Annotated in this window: 13 protein-coding genes and 1 pseudogene; 9 read left to right on the top strand and 5 right to left on the bottom strand. The window is 55.7% G+C overall.

Annotated elements, in window-relative coordinates:
• The first annotated feature begins 209 nt into the window (after positions 1 to 209).
• The 4 genes from VJ162_RS16500 (at position 210) to VJ162_RS16485 (ending at position 5,766) form a co-directional block, all read left to right on the top strand.
• Positions 210 to 3,488, top strand: coding sequence for an ATP-binding protein (locus VJ162_RS16500; RefSeq protein ID WP_324665822.1), 3,279 nt, complete (start codon positions 210 to 212; stop codon positions 3,486 to 3,488).
• A gap of 1,089 nt (positions 3,489 to 4,577) precedes the next feature.
• The gene (locus VJ162_RS16495; protein ID WP_324665821.1) at positions 4,578 to 4,724 is read left to right on the top strand and encodes a hypothetical protein; all 147 of its coding nucleotides are present in this window, start codon (positions 4,578 to 4,580) and stop codon (positions 4,722 to 4,724) included.
• Positions 4,725 to 4,820: 96 nt separating this feature from the next.
• The gene (locus VJ162_RS16490) at positions 4,821 to 5,222 is read left to right on the top strand and encodes a hypothetical protein (RefSeq protein ID WP_324665820.1); all 402 of its coding nucleotides are present in this window, start codon (positions 4,821 to 4,823) and stop codon (positions 5,220 to 5,222) included.
• A 142-nt stretch (positions 5,223 to 5,364) separates the two neighbouring features.
• The gene (locus VJ162_RS16485; protein WP_324665819.1) at positions 5,365 to 5,766 is read left to right on the top strand and encodes a hypothetical protein; all 402 of its coding nucleotides are present in this window, start codon (positions 5,365 to 5,367) and stop codon (positions 5,764 to 5,766) included.
• A 450-nt stretch (positions 5,767 to 6,216) separates the two neighbouring features.
• Here VJ162_RS16485 and VJ162_RS16480 read toward each other — a convergent pair whose 3' ends face one another.
• A complete protein-coding gene (locus VJ162_RS16480; protein WP_324665818.1) occupies positions 6,217 to 6,528 on the bottom strand; it encodes a hypothetical protein in 312 nt (103 codons plus the stop codon).
• Positions 6,525 to 7,097, bottom strand: coding sequence for a hypothetical protein (locus VJ162_RS16475; protein WP_324665817.1), 573 nt, complete (start codon positions 7,095 to 7,097; stop codon positions 6,525 to 6,527). Before VJ162_RS16475 ends, VJ162_RS16480 begins: the two co-directional genes overlap by 4 nt.
• A gap of 1,470 nt (positions 7,098 to 8,567) precedes the next feature.
• Here VJ162_RS16475 and VJ162_RS16470 point away from each other — a divergent pair.
• The gene (locus VJ162_RS16470; protein ID WP_324665816.1) at positions 8,568 to 8,837 is read left to right on the top strand and encodes a type II toxin-antitoxin system HicB family antitoxin; all 270 of its coding nucleotides are present in this window, start codon (positions 8,568 to 8,570) and stop codon (positions 8,835 to 8,837) included.
• Between the two features lie 5 nt (positions 8,838 to 8,842).
• Positions 8,843 to 9,100: a type II toxin-antitoxin system HicA family toxin gene (locus tag VJ162_RS16465; RefSeq protein WP_277543699.1), complete on the top strand. Its 258-nt coding sequence runs from the start codon at positions 8,843 to 8,845 to the stop codon at positions 9,098 to 9,100.
• Between the two features lie 127 nt (positions 9,101 to 9,227).
• Here VJ162_RS16465 and VJ162_RS16460 read toward each other — a convergent pair whose 3' ends face one another.
• Positions 9,228 to 9,407 (bottom strand): hypothetical protein, encoded by a 180-nt coding sequence (locus tag VJ162_RS16460; protein WP_324665815.1) that lies wholly within the window; start codon positions 9,405 to 9,407, stop codon positions 9,228 to 9,230.
• Between the two features lie 489 nt (positions 9,408 to 9,896).
• On the opposite strand from VJ162_RS16460, the pseudogene VJ162_RS16455 reads away from it, so the two are divergent.
• Positions 9,897 to 10,190 (top strand): annotated as a pseudogene (locus tag VJ162_RS16455) (hypothetical protein); the annotation flags it as partial.
• 41 nt (positions 10,191 to 10,231) lie between these two features.
• A complete protein-coding gene (locus tag VJ162_RS16450; RefSeq protein ID WP_324665814.1) occupies positions 10,232 to 11,107 on the top strand; it encodes a hypothetical protein in 876 nt (291 codons plus the stop codon).
• Positions 11,108 to 11,419: 312 nt separating this feature from the next.
• Here VJ162_RS16450 and VJ162_RS16445 read toward each other — a convergent pair whose 3' ends face one another.
• Positions 11,420 to 13,081, bottom strand: coding sequence for a DUF6036 family nucleotidyltransferase (locus tag VJ162_RS16445; RefSeq protein ID WP_324665813.1), 1,662 nt, complete (start codon positions 13,079 to 13,081; stop codon positions 11,420 to 11,422).
• Positions 13,082 to 13,322: 241 nt separating this feature from the next.
• Here VJ162_RS16445 and VJ162_RS16440 point away from each other — a divergent pair, with 241 nt between their 5' ends.
• Positions 13,323 to 13,634 (top strand): hypothetical protein, encoded by a 312-nt coding sequence (locus tag VJ162_RS16440; protein ID WP_324665812.1) that lies wholly within the window; start codon positions 13,323 to 13,325, stop codon positions 13,632 to 13,634.
• 366 nt (positions 13,635 to 14,000) lie between these two features.
• Here VJ162_RS16440 and VJ162_RS16435 read toward each other — a convergent pair whose 3' ends face one another.
• On the bottom strand, positions 14,001 to 15,347 hold the full coding sequence (locus tag VJ162_RS16435; RefSeq protein WP_324665811.1) for an orc1/cdc6 family replication initiation protein: 1,347 nt from the start codon (positions 15,345 to 15,347) through the stop codon (positions 14,001 to 14,003).
• Positions 15,348 to 15,837 lie beyond the last annotated feature (490 nt).

Genomic DNA, 15,837 nt, shown 5'->3' with positions numbered 1-15,837 from the left:
AATATCCAGTACATATGGTGAGTAACCAGTCCCCAAAATCCGGGACCGACACTGACGATAAAACCACCACGGACTGTGGAGAAGAAATCGAAGCCTCACAGGAATATATCAAAATCAAACCTGTCCGAGAGGAAGTAAACTCAGAGACAGTTACTAGAGAGCTTTATGGCCTCCACCGATACGGCTCAGGGCGCAAACTCCCTCTCGATGTGGAGCTCCATATCGACGCGATAGAAGAGGTATCTAACTTCGAGTTCATCATCTACAAACCCGAAGGCGAGGCGCAATTCAGTTTCTTTTTCGGGCCCGGCGAACGGGGCGATGTCACCTGTGACCGGCTCGAAAGTGCCACCCGCTCGCAGTATCCCGAAGATTACGACTTCGAGCGAACAGAATTTGACATCACTTCCGTCTTCGACGACGTCCCCCACATGGTCCGGTACGAAGGCCGGGAGGAACGCCGGAAAGACTGGATGACGACCCTGACCACATTCGACACCGAAGAAATCGAACGCTCCCCGCTTTCGAACTTCCTCGAAACCGCAATCCAGTCCGACGGCGCCGTTCTCTTCCAGGTCATCTTCGAACCACGCTCGGACTGGTCCGCAAAGGCCCAACGCCAGAAAGGGCTCCTCAAACAAGGCGTCCACTCCCAAGCTGGCCTGTTCATGCGCACCCTCATCGACGGTTTACTCGGTGGTGCATCTGACGAGGAACGACAGGAGCGCCACCGGAGCGATACCCCACACGAAATCGGTGGCACTATCCACGACTCACAGGTCGGCGGTCAGCGCTCGGGCACCGGCCGCATGGGCCAGATCGACCTGAAAAATCCCTCGCACACGTACAACACGAGTATCAGAGTCGCCGCCAGTGACGAGACAACAGCCAAGAACCTCCAGGATGGCCTGAATCACCTCAGTGGGCAGTTCTACTCCATCGAAGGGAAACATCTGGGCCAAAACGAGTACGAGTACACGCGGATGCTCAACCACGGCCTGACCTATCCCAACGGCTGGGAGTCAGTCACCCGCCGCAAACCCATGCTCGTCACCAACGTCGACGAGATCGCGAACTTCATCACCGTCCCCTCGATCGACTCCCTGCCCAAGGCCAGTCGCGGTGGCTCGGGCGGTCGCCCAACGGCCCAGTCACCCCTGACCTCACCGAACGAACAAGTGTTCCGCGAGTTCTCGAAAGGCATGACCATCGGGCGGGCCGTCACCGCCCTCCGTGACCGTGGCGCCGACCAAAACGACATCAGCGCCATCGAGAGCAAAAACGAGTGGTGGCAACAACTCGACCAGCGCGATGCCCTCTCCCTGTCGGCAAACGACCTCACACACCACTACATCAGAGGCGCAACCACCGGGAGCGGCAAGACCGTCGCCACCCTCAACGACATGCTCACCACCCACCACTTCCTCGATGGGCCCACGATTCTCATCGACCCGAAAGGCGGTGAGATGTGTAACAACTACCTGCGCTGTCACCGGACGCTGTTCGGTGATCTGGACGACGTCGAGTACATCACAATCCCCGAAGAAGGCGGCCAGGTCCCAGGCATCCCCTTCTTCGACCTCAGACCGCTCACCAGAGGAGCCGGCCGCGAACGGGCCACCGCCAAACAGGACCTCATCGACCACTACTTCCAACTCCTCAGGTTCGTCCTCGGGCGAGACACGGTCGATCAAGCCTTCGTCGCGAACGAAGTCCTAACGAATCTCATCAAAGCCAACTTCGACGAAGAGTACGGCTCAGACTACTTCTCGATTGGACAGTTGATGCAAACTGCCCAGGAGTACCAGCGGTGGGGGAAGAAATACGACCCCGACAAAGAGGAAGACCCCGACGTCGACCAGTCCCACATCATCGACAACGCCGTCCCGAAAACGAGCGACCCACAGGTCCGGGATATCCTCATCTCCCATCTCCAAAAGGACGAACGCCAGTTCACCAACACCACCGACGCAGTGCTGAACCGGATTCGAAAGCTGAAAGAACGAGACTTCATCTGGGATATGCTCTCCTATGAGGTCGGCGAGGAACACTGGGACGACTCCACGGGCTGGTACGACAAAGAGGACATCCCCATGCTGGACCTCAAGTCCATTCTGAACTCCAATAAGGTCCTGCTCATCGACACGGGGAACCTGCGTGGCGAAAGCAGCGAGATATTCACCGTCCTGTTCCTCTCACACCTCTGGACTTCCGTCCAATCCATCTGGACGCCAGACCGGGAGGACTACATCGCGAACGTAATCATCGAAGAGTCAGCCAACATCGCTCGCAACGAAATCGTCTACCAGGAACTGCTCCCACAGGGGCGTGAGTTCAACCTCTCGCTGGGCCTGATAATGCAGTATCCCGAGCAGGTCCTGGGCGAGAACCCACGGCAGAACCGCCGCGCCTACAAGGAAATCCTGAACAACGTCAACACCAAAATCATCGGGAACGTCGCGACCGACGACCTGCTCGCAGAGTCACTCTTCCACGAAGACCTGGATGGCGACGAGATCAAAGACCGCATTGCCGGCCTCAAACGAGGCGAATGGGTGGTCCAACTCCCGTCGTATGCCTTCGACGAACAGAAGCCAGAAATACTCACGCTCAAGCCACTCCCAATCCCGCCGGGCCACTCCGAAGGGCCGTTCAACGTCACCGCACGGGCCGACAGCGTCCGGAGCCGCAGTCGTGCCCGGATGTGTGTCGGGCGCGAGAGTGACGCGATAGACACACTGACCAGCCAAGAACGAATGGCCGACGACGAGGAGTCCGACTCCGCGTCTGACCACGACCTCGACGACGATGACACCCCAGACGGCATCACGCACGAACACAAAGCGTTCCTGGATCTAGTCTTTGACGCACTCACTGACGGGGTCGATGGGTACACGCTGGGCAGTCCAATGTCTGACCTTCCATTCAGTGATACCGCCGGCTATCTCGTCGAGGAAGAGTTCCTCGAGAAGACCAAACTCGGCAACAACGAACTGTACTACGAGCCCACGACAAAGGCAGAAGCACTCATCGACCGGGACCTCTCACCAGCTGGTGGCGGCGAGAAAGGAGGTGAGAGCCTGACCCATCGAATCGGTGTGCGCCTAGCGGCGACGTACTACGACCAACTGGGCTACGAGGTCGAGATGTACCACAACCCCGAGAACAGATCCGCGCTCTATGACGTCTACGCCAAGCGGACGCCTGAGTCGCCCGATAACACAGACAAGTTCGTCGAAGTGGAGACCTCACCCGAGAAACGTGGCCACGTCGAGGAAGACTACGAAACGCTCGCAACCGCGCCAGGGGACGCTGTGTGGGTAGTCGAGAACTTCGATGGGGCCGAAAGACTACTCAAATCGCTCAGTGGATACACCTCAAAAGATATGTCAAGTCGGTCTGGAAACTTCCAGACGATGAGTGAGGCACTGGACGAACCCGGAGCTGGCAAACTCCTGAGTATCAACAACCTCCGCGACGAGGTCTGACCGACTCCACAGCGAACCGCTTCTTTGTCGCCATCAGTGCAGCAGTGCCGACACCACCCGCTTGGAAGGAGGCCACATGCTGCTCGCCGAGCGCATGGCTAGTGCCATCTCACACTCCCATCCCTCCGTGAACCAAGGCCACTCCCAGCCCAATCTAAGTCGATTCCAGCCGCTTGTATCACAATCCCAATACAAAATCGAGTTTACAGCCGGATAATGACACGATGGCGGTCTAATTGGAGGGGGTTGTAATTAAACCCGTAATTACCAGACGGCAGTCGAATACCGGCACTCTGTAATTACGCAGTCTCCTCTGGCTGCCTTCGCTGTAATTACAAGACGGGGGTTGAATATGGCCCATCAGTAATTAAACCCGTAATTACCAGACGGCAGCCGTATTGATGGGAGTTGTAATTAATTGTCTCGCCCCACTGCCTACACCACCCAGTTATTGTTCCGATTTGTTAATTACAAGACGGCACCCGAATTACGGTGTCTCGTAATTAATCCAGTAATTACCAGACGGCAACCGTATTGAGGGGGAGTATAATTAATCGGCTCGCTGCCACTGAACCCCCCAACCAGCCGATTTGCCCAATGAGTAATTACAAGAGGGCGTTCGAATTTCGGGGTATAGTAATTAAAACCGTAATTACCAGACGGCAAGCGGATTTCGGGGGTCTGTAATAATCGGATTTTGCCCCCAATTTCGGCTCGTAATTACACGATGGCGGTCGAATTGGGGGTGATTGTAATTAAAAATGGCAAACATCCGATAGTTCTGTTAATTACCAGACTGCAGTCGATTTCGGGGCAGTTGTAATTAACTACCCCTTACCCATAATTCTCGTGGACGGGCTCTTACAGCCCGAGAGAGCTTTAGAGAACCTCTAATTATACACTCAGCCCGTCGTGTGTAGGCTCGCGATTTTACATAAATAGGGTCCAAGGGGGGAGCCTATCCAGTGGGTAGTCGCGTAGCGATCAGAACAGGCGGAGCCGAGAACGAACGGGGGAAACGAGAAAACAGGAACAGGGGCACCAAATAGGGGACTACCAGAAACCTGATACAACGAAGGGGACCCTGGGGTGGAGACAGACGAGTGGAAACATGGGGACTCGCAGGACCGAACACTCGAGGACGAACCAGCTGACAGTGACGAGGAAACGACGGCGACGAACAGCACGACCGACACAGCGACGACGACCGACACGAAACAGGCCAGCCGACAGTGACGAGGCGACAGGACGAACGACTGGACAACGTGGCCAGCGACCAGACCGGGGGCAAGGGGAGAGAGATTTCTATGGCGCCGGATGAGTGAGCCACCAATGAATTACACTGGGATGTACCGCTCGAATCTTGTAGAGATCGCTGCCGACCACGTCGACGAAGTTGAGGAGTTACTCGGCGGCGACCCAACTGACACTGGCTACCGATTCGACGGCCAGTACGAACTGGACGGGACGGGGCTGGTGCTGTTCAGTACTGCAACGACGTTCGACGCCTGGACTCCAGCAGATGAGCAAGTCACCGACCAGTTCCTCGAACGGCTGGGGGAGTATCTCGCCGACGGTGAAGTGCTGGTGATTCGGAGTGTCGGATACACCGGGGCGCGACACATCCCGGATGCGTACCAAGACGTCGTCCCAGCAAACGGCGAGGTCGAAACCGAATCGCTCCGGTCGCCAGACGAACTCGGGACACCGGCCGTTCGGAAACCGGGCACCTAAGCAAGCAACCAGCACCGCGACGGCGACGACGCTACCGGAGATACGACACGGCAACGACGACAACTCGACCGGACACCTCGCACAGCGACCAACGCGGGAACAGGGCAGAATAGTTTCTATAGCGCCGGGAGGATGACCGCGAATGCTATCATTATGGATTAGTAATTACGAGTCGAATGCAATAGAGATCCCCGAGGAACATATCGACGATGTCGAGGAGCTCCTCAGTGGCCGGCCAACAAAACTCGGCTATCGATACGACGGCCAGTACCAAACAGACGGGACGAAGGTGACGCTGTCCAGTAGCGAGTCGTCGTTTCGCGACGATGTACACCACCCGAGCGAGGGACGGGCTGATGTAGGATTTCTCAGACTCCTGGGAAAGTATTTCGCCGACGGAGAGATACTGGTGCTGGAAAGTATCGGGGAATTTGACAAGCCGCACTACCCAGAGGCAGACCAGTACGTCGTGGGGACGGACGGAAGCGTCGATTCCGAACAGTTCGATGACCCCAGGAAACTCATGGCAACGCCTATTCCGTAACCAAGGATCTGAGTGGCGTACCAGCAACGGCGGCGCCACCGGAGACACGACACGGCAACGACGACCACCACGAAACAGGCCAGACCATCCCAACGAACGACACGGCGGTGGGGGACACGAACGCACTCAGGGCAGCGGGGGGAACGGCGGTCGCGCGCGGCGGCAGCAGGTGGCTGGGTCGACGGCCGGGCAGGTGAGGGGGACAACTACGAACGGGACAGAGGGCTGCGCACTGACGGGGCGAGGCGGCGGCAGGCACCGACACGGGATGGAGGGACAGCCCAGTCGTACGTTACACAGATGCAGGAGACACAAGAGGAGAATGAGACAACCCCGATGATAAATCAGTTCGGAACTACCCACGCTACTCTCCCCCCTGTGAGAATGAAAGCGGCATCACCCCGTACAGATTGACAATGGAGTGTTTCCCGAAGAGGACGAAAAGATGGGTTACTCGTCGCTGACAGCGTCCAGTGCTGCATCTGAGAGATACGCTTTCGGAACAGCTACCGTTGACCAGACCGGAAACTTGGCATTCTGCATCGCTTCGATGCCCTGTCCAGCGAACACACTGAGATCGTATCCGACTGTGGCATCCATACAGAGATGCATACACTCTCGTTCTTGATCAACCGGGACGGTATAGTAGCATTCCCCCGGTTCAGTCACAGTCCCGGTCACAAAGTAGTGATCTTCGGGAAGGGTGTCAACGAGCCGCTCCTCAAACTGGCTAGCAGTCCACACATAATTGACAGGCTTCATTGGGCATCATCTCCAGCATGCTCGAATATAATCCGGCTGGGGCCACACCCAGACATTTTCACAACGTATTGAACTCCAACAATATCTGTCACTTCTTGTTCAAATATACCACTGAGTCGTTCATCATACGCCTTGAGTCCGTCCTGGATCACGAGTTGCTGGTTATGGCCGGGATATTCGATGTCTAAAAACCCGGTTTCGCCGACGAGGTCATCTGGGACTTGGGGTCCAGATTCTGTTACTGGTACTTGTTGGAGCGGCAGTTCGGTAATTTCTACGTCTCGTACTATACCGATAGAGTCACGATTAGGATCGCTTCGAGGGACGAGTTCGATGGTTTCTGCATCTGTGTCGGTGAGTATGAGCTCTTGATTCAGTTCCGGACAGTTCACGCATGGAGCTGAAGAGAATTCCGCACTGGTAATGATTGCCGACATCGATTGGGTAGGGGATTCATCGGACGGCTCCCACGTGATTTCCACAGTCGTATCGGGGAGCAGCACGCCGAGTAATCGTTGCAAAGGTTGCGGGTGGATCTTGTCTTCTGAAGTCTGATTGTCTGTTTTCATACAAGCTGGCGTGTAGGTTAATGACGGTCATCTGTGCAAGCTACACATGAGGTTACAATTTCGGCCACTACATAAAGGTAACCTATTTCGTTGCGAGTTGCAACAAATTGTTGTAACTTAGTCGATATGTATTATATATCCCGAGATTTGAGCGTGGTGTGTGCAGCCCCCTTGGTGGAGTGAGTACGACGAACCCATTTTGGAGTTCTTGGCCGATTGCGGAGCGGCTGTCCCTCCACGTGTGATTCTATTTAATTTAGAATACCGAAACATCGCATCTCCGCATCGTTCAACGGTCAAGCGACGTCTTGCTCGGCTAACTGAGCATGATCTCGTGATGGATGTCAACGATACCGGATACTACATCATTACAGAGGAAGGACTCACTTTTCTCAGAACCGAACTAGATTCCGACGTGGTGTGAGAGAGTCTCTACACGATGAGGAAAAATCTACCCTTGTAAAATGAGCTATGATGCGTACACCCCCCGTGTGTAAAATGAGCTGTCCTGTGGCTCACACCCGATGTGCAAAATGAGAACCCACCGCCCTCTTCGTGTGAATTGGAAACTCGTGATCCACCGTATGCAAAATGAGCTATGAGGCGTACACTCCCGTGTGCAATGTGAGAAATGGAGAGACTAAGCCTAACGGAGATCCTCCATCAGTCGGCCGTCAGTAGCGAGGTTGGCGTCATCTCCGGCGTCGGGTCCACACCCAGCGAGAGCGAGGCTGTCACATCGACGTGTCCCGAAGCGGGGCCTCACGCTCAAGCAAGCTGGCCGCTTCAAGGTCGGCGAAGAACGCCTCGTTGTTTGCGAGGGTCTAGGTCGTGACGCTAATTTGGGTGGCAAGCTCGCTCGTCGAGAGTAGCTCCGCGACGTCCAGGCGACACTGGACGCCCGCCGAGACGGAGCGAGATCCGATATCGGGAACCAGCTCCTCGGGATCAGGGAAGGACAATCGGACATCGTTAAGTTCGAGATCACGAGGCGTGCCGGCTTCCGACCCGGCCAGGAGACCACCTTCACCACGGCAACGATATCGTTGCTGACCGCTTGGAGGGTGGAGACGGTCTGACGGGTCGTATCCATGCTCTCGAGTCGACACTCCCGGGCCAGCGCGCAGGGGAACCCGCCGGCGCCGTCGACACCGTAGTAGTTCCCGTGGCCCGTCATCGACGCACCTCTGTGCGGCGCTCAATGACGACACCGTAGCCGTAGTCCCCGCAGCGGTACTGGTCGTAGTAGTTCTGGACGGTCGCAAAGTCGCAGGTCTACTCCGTGTAGTGGACGAACACGCCGACGAGGTAGCACAGCCGCCACGCCTGGCCGTCTGTGACCGCTGGCTCGGTTGCAGTACCAATCGGCGGGGTCACACGAGCCATCACTCTCCGCCCCCTTGGACGGGATCACAGCGCCGTTTCCGTCACGTCCGAACTGTTTTGCCCATGGACAGTCTTAACCGAAGTATGGCACGCGCTGATCGCCCCGACAACACTGGTCGGGAAATCCGGCTCGTCGAGAATCCCGACGGCCAGTGGACCGCTCGGGACCTTGAGGCCGAAGTCACCGCTCAGGGTGAAACGCGAGCCGCCGCCCTCGCCGCCCTTGATGACGTGGTCGCGGCGCTGGCGGGCGAAGCCGGCCACGAACCCACCGACGAGGAGCTTCGCGAGCTGGGCGTCGAACCCGACGCTGCTCGCGAGCAGAGTGACGAACTGCCGGATATCCTGAAGTAGCGTCGATGGTCACGCGAGATTTCTCCGGGCAAGAACTCTACAAGGTGCTGGTGAACGTCGGGAACTTCCGGCACGTCCGGACGACAGGTGACCACCTGATTCTGAAGTGGGACCCGCCGGCCGACCACACCGAGACGGACACCCGGACGGTCGTGGTTCCCTCCCACGATTCAGTCAGTATCGGAACGCTTCACGATATCGCCGACGACGCCGGCGCCGAAGACTTTGAAGCCTTCTGTGCATGGATTGACCGCAACAGCTGATGGGCCGCGCATCACCCTTCACCTCCCTAGGGCGGCGGACAGCTCTGAATGCCGGGTCCGTTGCGATGGGCGACCTCAGCCGGCGGCACAGTGAAGGTCATGATACCATCGGCGGTCGCGACGGCCGTCACGATATCTTGCCGTCCCTCACGGTCACTGATAGTGGTCTCGAGCCGCTGAATGGTCTCGTGAGCGAGATCTGCGAGCAGCGCGACGGTGAACGCTCATCGACCGTGAGAACGAGCAGCGGGGGATCGCTGTCGAGTTCGGTCAACGTGACGACCTCGCCGACTTCGATGGTCGTCACCGGGCATCTCCTGTGACCGGCAGGGGCGAAACTGAAAGCTTATTACCATAAAGCCATAGATTATCTAAATGGATCCGGTCCCCGCTTGCGACACCCCTCTGACATTCACCCACCCACGCTATCGTTGATGGGCCCGGGTCCCACGCTCCCTGTACCGGGCGCTGCCCACGCTCGGTCATGATTCTCTCCTCTCCGAGTGATTCAGTGTCCTGGCCAGCTACTGTACTTGCCCGGCGGCGCTAGTCGCAGACGACGGCAGTCATCGTTGCTCCCTGTCGACCCCACATAGCCGCTGCAACAGCGCCGGTGCTTTCTTAACCAACACGACCCGCCGTTTGAGGACGAGTGTTGGTTAATAAGGGTCACTCTTATGTAAAGATGCGGAAAGACCGTATAATTACACTGAACCGCCGCTAATTTGCCGATATGTCTTCTGCTCAGCCAGCGTTCGGCGGGATGTTTCGGCAGCTGATTGAGCTGGGCGTCGTCGGCTACAAAGTCCAAGAGCCGCCGCGAGAACGGCTGTTCCGCGGCGGCTCGTCCCAAACAGGCCGATCACGCTGGCGGGGACGCCACGGTGATCAGCTGACGCTCGTCGCGGCGTGCCGCGACTCGCTTCGCGTGATTGGTGGCCAGCTCGGCATCAACCTCCCCGCCCGCAAGGAACTCGTCGCGTCGTTCACGAGTGGGTACTCGTTGCTGGATCCGACGCGAAGCGAGCGGGGAAATTACAACAGTAAGTATCGTCTCCGAATCAACGTCGACCGGGAGAAACCCGGGTAGAGTGAATTAAGATGCTCCTCCGAGTACAGCGAATCAGGTAGATGGGTCACGTCTATTATCATCATCCGGGCGACAATCAATTCTCTCTTGATTTTGTCCACGACACTCCATCAGAGATCGTTGCCAGGATTGTCGAGTACGATGATGACGTGGCTGTAAAGGTTCGCAAGTACGATCTTGACAGAGAGTTCTTCGTTATCTATACGTCCCGCGTCGGTGGTGGGGACGTCGGCGATCTCGAATTCGATCTTGGCGAGGCACTCTCAGAGATGGGTGCTGATAACGGTACCATCGTTGCCCGGCTCCTCGAGATCTATCAAGCGCTCATAGCCCAGAACGAGGAAGAAGAAGGAGTTCCCGTTGAAGCGTACAAGAACATCGACATCGATGCACTCCCAGACGCGCTCAACCGGACATCGTGGGAGGGCAGCGCGACTGATGTTGCAGGCCGTCTCGCCTCAAATATCATTCTCAAACACGCGCTTCCGAATGGGAACCATCGGACTGCAGTTGCCCTGGTTCAGTTCTACCTCCGTCGGATTGCTCCCGATTTCTCGATGCCAGAGACCTCCGTAGAAATAAACTCAGAGACCTATGACTGGCGGGAATGGGTAAACGAGTATATTAACGAGTCAAAGCGTCTCTTGACGGTTCGTCGGAAGAATGTTCTACTCAAGCATCTCGCTGACTTCGGAGCGACAACGCTTGAGCGGAAACACGAGGTCCAGATCGACCTGACGGCGTATGAGCTGGATATGTATCCCTCAGAAGCGAAAGCAGTCTACGCAACAGCGCACGAGGAGCTCTGGATCGAATTCGTCGAAGAGGCAGTTGAGCGTACCGATAACCCCGGTCTGATGGAAACCTCTGGGCTATCCAAAGCGGAGTTCGCAGAGAAAATTCGGAACCTCGAGTAAGCGGCGTGCGCTAGTCTTGGAGCGTCGCGACTGTGCGGCCCGTCTCCTCGGCCTCTTCGCTCCGCGACATCCCGTATGTTGCGAGAGCTTCTTCAACCGCGTTGTCCAGATTCATTAGTCAAACGAATCTTGGCTCTGCCGACCTATAAAGTCTCGCACGATTTGCGTATATGCCTTCATACCCTCGGTTTCACGGTATGCAACGGGAAGATCCAGATCCTCGTACATCCGGTCGAGCATCGTGAGTGCGGACTCGAAGGTCGCGTGGTGGTCACGCATTTGCCAAGAGAGGCACATTATTTTGTTACAGAGTCAACGGTCAGTCGATTCAGCTCGCTGGTACGTATTGAGCCGACCGCTACGGTCGACGGTGATCTGTCCCTCCTCTTCGAGCTTCCGGAGTTTGTTGTAGATCTGGTGATCGGGGAAATCCAGCTCTTCTCGGAGATCTTCGATTGTTTTCGGGGCCTCCAGCGAGACGAGCAACGCGTTCTCGAGACAGTACGAGACGAGCCGGTCCGTGATTGGCGCAACAATATTGTGCCGCTCATCGAGGACATCGAGCGTATCGAGCACAGCAAACGAGAAGAATTGGCCAGTACGATCTTCCTGAGTCTTGATCTCCTGTAAGATGCTCTCCCAGTCGAGGTCAGCTTGTCTGGCAATCAGTGCGACGTCTTCGAGATCGCCTTCGCGTTCCGTGATCGATTTGAACATGAAGATGTCGGTCAGTGAGAGCAGATGTACCTGGAGATTGCCGTAGTCGAATGATTGGTCGCACCGCTCGATCATTGCCGGCGTCAGCTGGAGCTGGCCGGCGACCGCCTCCACGAAAATGTCCCAGCGCGGAAACCCTTCCTTCTCCAGTACAATACTGGGATCGAGCTGGTTGTACGCCGCTTCCAAGTCACTACGCTCCTCGTATCCCAGGTTCCGGAGCGATTCAGCGATTGCAAAGAACGTCTGTCCGTCCGCAACGACGAGGTCGACGTCCTTCGTCGAATCCTTCAACCCACGCAGAATGAGGTTGCCGCCCCCGAGAAGATACACGTCAACAGGTGCCTCCAGATGGTCTCCAAGCTCTTCAATCCCCCGTCGAAGGCTGTCTTCCGGATGTTGGCCGCGCGGATAGACCCCATAGTCGTTCGCGAGATCGATAAATTCCTCCCACGGGAGGAAGAACTCCTCGTCGTGGACCTCCCGCTGATCGATGTATGCAAAGAGATCTGCCCATTTCTCGACGCACTCCCACCTGTTTGCGAGCCGCCACAGGTCGCTGGTGTCGAGGGTCGCGCGGTGTGTGAGATAGAACACGCCAGCCATCGCCATCTGTTTCTTGTTCTCAGCGACGGTCACCGCATGGATCAGAATCTCTTCGAGTTCTAGCGAGCGATCACCTTGGTAGACGTAGGTTTTCGCTGGGTGATAGTCGACGCCGTAGCGGGTGAACGCTGAGAACGCAGTCGGCGTTCCGTCGACGGTGTCCTTGCTCGTCGCGACGAGTCGGTCACCGTTCGCGCGGTATTCGGTTTCGAACGGTATCGTTCGGGTTCTGGTTTCGAGAAACGACCGAAGCGTGTCATCGGTGATAGCATACCCGTCGTCCGTGTGTGCGATCGCGCCGGTCTCCTGGATCTCGTTCAAATGCTTGTAGAGTGTGGACTTGGCGAAGCCCTGTGTTTGTAGCTCCGAAATCGTCTCCGGGCCGCCGAGCAGCGCACCCAAAATATCCTCTTTCGTCCCTGTCAGCACTTTCTCGAGTGCGTACCGGTCGAGGAGCTCGGCAAGCAGTGACGCTTCGTACGTGGTGGCCAATCGGACGCCGTCGGTTCGGTTTACAAGATGGTCGTTTTCGAGGTCGCCAACGACCTCCGACGTCCAGCTTTGACTTTTATCGATTGCATCGGCTAATTCGCCAACCGAGTAGGACCGATTCCGCAAACAGCCGATAACCCGTAGCTCCGCCTCCCTCATATATTCCAGTATTACCGATTTGTTTATAAGTATATCGCTGAAGGTGGAATTCAGACTCTCGGCGCTCAGATAGAATTGTCAAGTTATAAAATGTTGTTCCGCAAAGGTAATTCGATCTAGTCAACAGGCCCACAGCGATAGTTTGCTATTCAAGCTCTTCAGGAGCTGTGGGACATAACATCTGATTAACCAACAAGATTTTATTTCTAGCAAACTGTTGGTTAACACGAGGCGACTGCTGATGTCCTACGAGCCACCGACGCCGCCAGCGGGACTCCCGACAAATATCGTCAACACGCTCAATAACTATTCTCCAGACCAACTCCAGCACGTCGCACGCTACGCCGAGAAGCTGGCAGAGCACAAAGCTCGCGAGGCCCGCCTTGAGGAGGAATCTGATGAAGAGCGACCAGACGAACTTCCGGATGACGTCCCGGCCAAAGCGACGATCACGATCAAGAAGATCAACGACAATCGCTACTACTACTGGCAGTGGCGCGAGGGAGAGAAGGTCAAGTCAAAATATAAATCGCCAGTTAATCCCGACGAGTAAGCCGACAGCTGCCGTCATCTGACCGTATCACACCCCGTGTGCGAAGTGAATTCCCCGACAGTCTTGAGCTGACACCCCCCGTGTGCGAGATGATTTCGATCGTTTGCAGATGGGCCCCGTATGAGAGATGAATTGACTGGTGAGTCGGAGGTGGACACCCCGTGTGCGAAATGAAATCTTGCGTACCGTTGTCAGACATACATAGTCATTCTAATATTATACTCACCGGAACCATCCTTCGTATGCGAAATGAATCCGGTCGTTTGTAGATGGGACCCCGTATGAGAGATGAATTGACTGGTGAGTCAGAGGTGGACACCCCGTGTGCGAAATGAATTTAGTGCCAGCGTCGGGGGACTTTTTACGTCAGTTCCCTTCGAAGAAATCGTCTATCTGAGCGTTGACAACAGACTTGATGAGATCATCGTCGTGTTCAGCACCTTCAAGTCGGAAGTCAGTCTGGAGGGTCTCGGCGACCACCTCCGGATCGTCAATGAATGTGTACTCCTTGTGGACACCACTGCCGTAGCCGCGCCCACGTTTCTCGGACGTGACGAAATTGTAGGTCTCAGCTTCATTCATATATCGCAAATAGGAGTCGCGCGATTTTTCATCGGCATCCAGGATGTCAGTGAGGTACTGATACACCCGGTAGGCAACCGTACTGGGGACAGCATTCAAATTGCGCTTCGAGTGAACAGGAACAATCGCAGTGGCATAAAGTGAGAGTTTCTTCTGTGTGGATAGTCCCTGCATCTGAGTTAGCGTCCGGTCCCGTTCGGCCTCTTTCTGAGCGTCGCGAACATGCTCTTCACGGACCGTATCTTCTCCCTCTCTGTCAGCGATTTCACCTGCCTTTCGAAATAGATCGATCGCTTTCCGTGCGTCACCGTGATCCTGGGCAGCGAATGCAGCGCTGATTGGAATAATTCCGTCCTCAAGGACGTTGTCTTGGTACGCGTCGCGGCGACGTTGGAGAATCGCCTGCAGTTGATTCGCATCGTAGTCGGGGAAAACGACGTCCTGAGGATTAAACGAGCTCTCAGCCCGGCCGTCGAGATCCTCCATGAATCGAGGATCGTTCGTGAGTGCAGCGACGGACACATGGCCCTCAATGCGACCGAGCTGTGATGCTCTCGATAGCTGGTAGAGCAGTTTCGAATACGCCGGCTCCTCGTTCGGATCGCGTTGCCGGCCCACTAGGAGATCAACCTCGTCAAGAATGATGATGACCGAGTCGAAGTTATTGCTCAAGATCTCGTAGAATCGATTGAGCTTCTGGTCAGTCGAAATCCCGCTCTCGGGGACGCCGACACCGACGCCAGCTTCTTCGGCTGCGTTCTTTACAAGACGATAGACAGCTCTGTCATGCGATTTGATTGTCTGACAGTTGGTTTTGATAACACCAAACCTATCTCCTTGCGAATTCGCGAGTTCGAGAACCTGCTGGCAGACCGCATTGATTATGAGTGACTTCCCAGTTCCCGATGGCCCATATAGGAGCATATTGGGTGGGCGATTCCCCTGCAGTGCCGGTCGTAGGTAGGTGATGATATCGTCCAGCTGGTCATCCCGACCGACAATTCGGTCCTCGTCAATGACAGCATCCGGGTCAAGAAGTCCCTTATCTCGAAAAACAGAGTTTTGGACTCCCTCCTGAAGACGGCCTTTGATAGATTGTGAGAGGGATTGTTGATCGTCGCCATCAGCCATATTTCCGCAGTTAGGTCGAAACTATAAATAAATATGGGTGCCGTGTGCGAGGTTAAATAAGCTGAATTCAGCCGAAAGAGCGTGTTTAGAAGGGGTCAACCAGTAGGATTCCGTAACCGTGGGCGAAATCAATTGATCATAATACCCCCCGTGTGCGATATGAAATTCCGGATATCTCATCAAACTCCGGTTGATGCCGATACGAGTCAGAACAACTCGGTAAAGGCACCCCCCGTGTGCAAGATGAAATATCAGACGGGATCTCGACCCGGATAGTGCCGAGCATATGTCTTGACAATCTCGAGTGAGATGAGGTCTCGTCGGTAGGTCACCCCCACACCCCGTGTGCGATATGAAATCAGAAAACGATGGGAGGGGGTGTTCGGGAAGAGGGACATCGAGATCCCAGAAATCCATGATTTTAAGGAGAAGAGATCTCAGAAGCACCAATACTGGGATGAATTATTTTGAGCGGAACTTTTATTTAGGT

Source organism: Haloarcula sediminis (genome assembly GCF_035656455.1).
Lineage (GTDB): Archaea > Halobacteriota > Halobacteria > Halobacteriales > Haloarculaceae > Haloarcula > Haloarcula sediminis.
The sequence above is the reverse complement of the archived record's forward strand: the minus strand, read 5'-3'. Positions and strand labels throughout refer to the sequence as shown.

Coding starts and splice junctions, on each gene's coding strand:
- VJ162_RS16470 (WP_324665816.1), top strand. CDS start 8,568: ATGGCACGCGCTGATCGCCCCGACAACACTGGTCGGGAAATCCGGCTC.
- VJ162_RS16490 (WP_324665820.1), top strand. CDS start 4,821: ATGAATTACACTGGGATGTACCGCTCGAATCTTGTAGAGATCGCTGCC.
- VJ162_RS16440 (WP_324665812.1), top strand. CDS start 13,323: ATGTCCTACGAGCCACCGACGCCGCCAGCGGGACTCCCGACAAATATC.
- VJ162_RS16435 (WP_324665811.1), bottom strand. CDS start 15,347: ATGGCTGATGGCGACGATCAACAATCCCTCTCACAATCTATCAAAGGC.
- VJ162_RS16475 (WP_324665817.1), bottom strand. CDS start 7,097: ATGAAAACAGACAATCAGACTTCAGAAGACAAGATCCACCCGCAACCT.
- VJ162_RS16465 (WP_277543699.1), top strand. CDS start 8,843: ATGGTCACGCGAGATTTCTCCGGGCAAGAACTCTACAAGGTGCTGGTG.
- VJ162_RS16450 (WP_324665814.1), top strand. CDS start 10,232: ATGGGTCACGTCTATTATCATCATCCGGGCGACAATCAATTCTCTCTT.
- VJ162_RS16480 (WP_324665818.1), bottom strand. CDS start 6,528: ATGAAGCCTGTCAATTATGTGTGGACTGCTAGCCAGTTTGAGGAGCGG.
- VJ162_RS16485 (WP_324665819.1), top strand. CDS start 5,365: ATGCTATCATTATGGATTAGTAATTACGAGTCGAATGCAATAGAGATC.
- VJ162_RS16445 (WP_324665813.1), bottom strand. CDS start 13,081: ATGAGGGAGGCGGAGCTACGGGTTATCGGCTGTTTGCGGAATCGGTCC.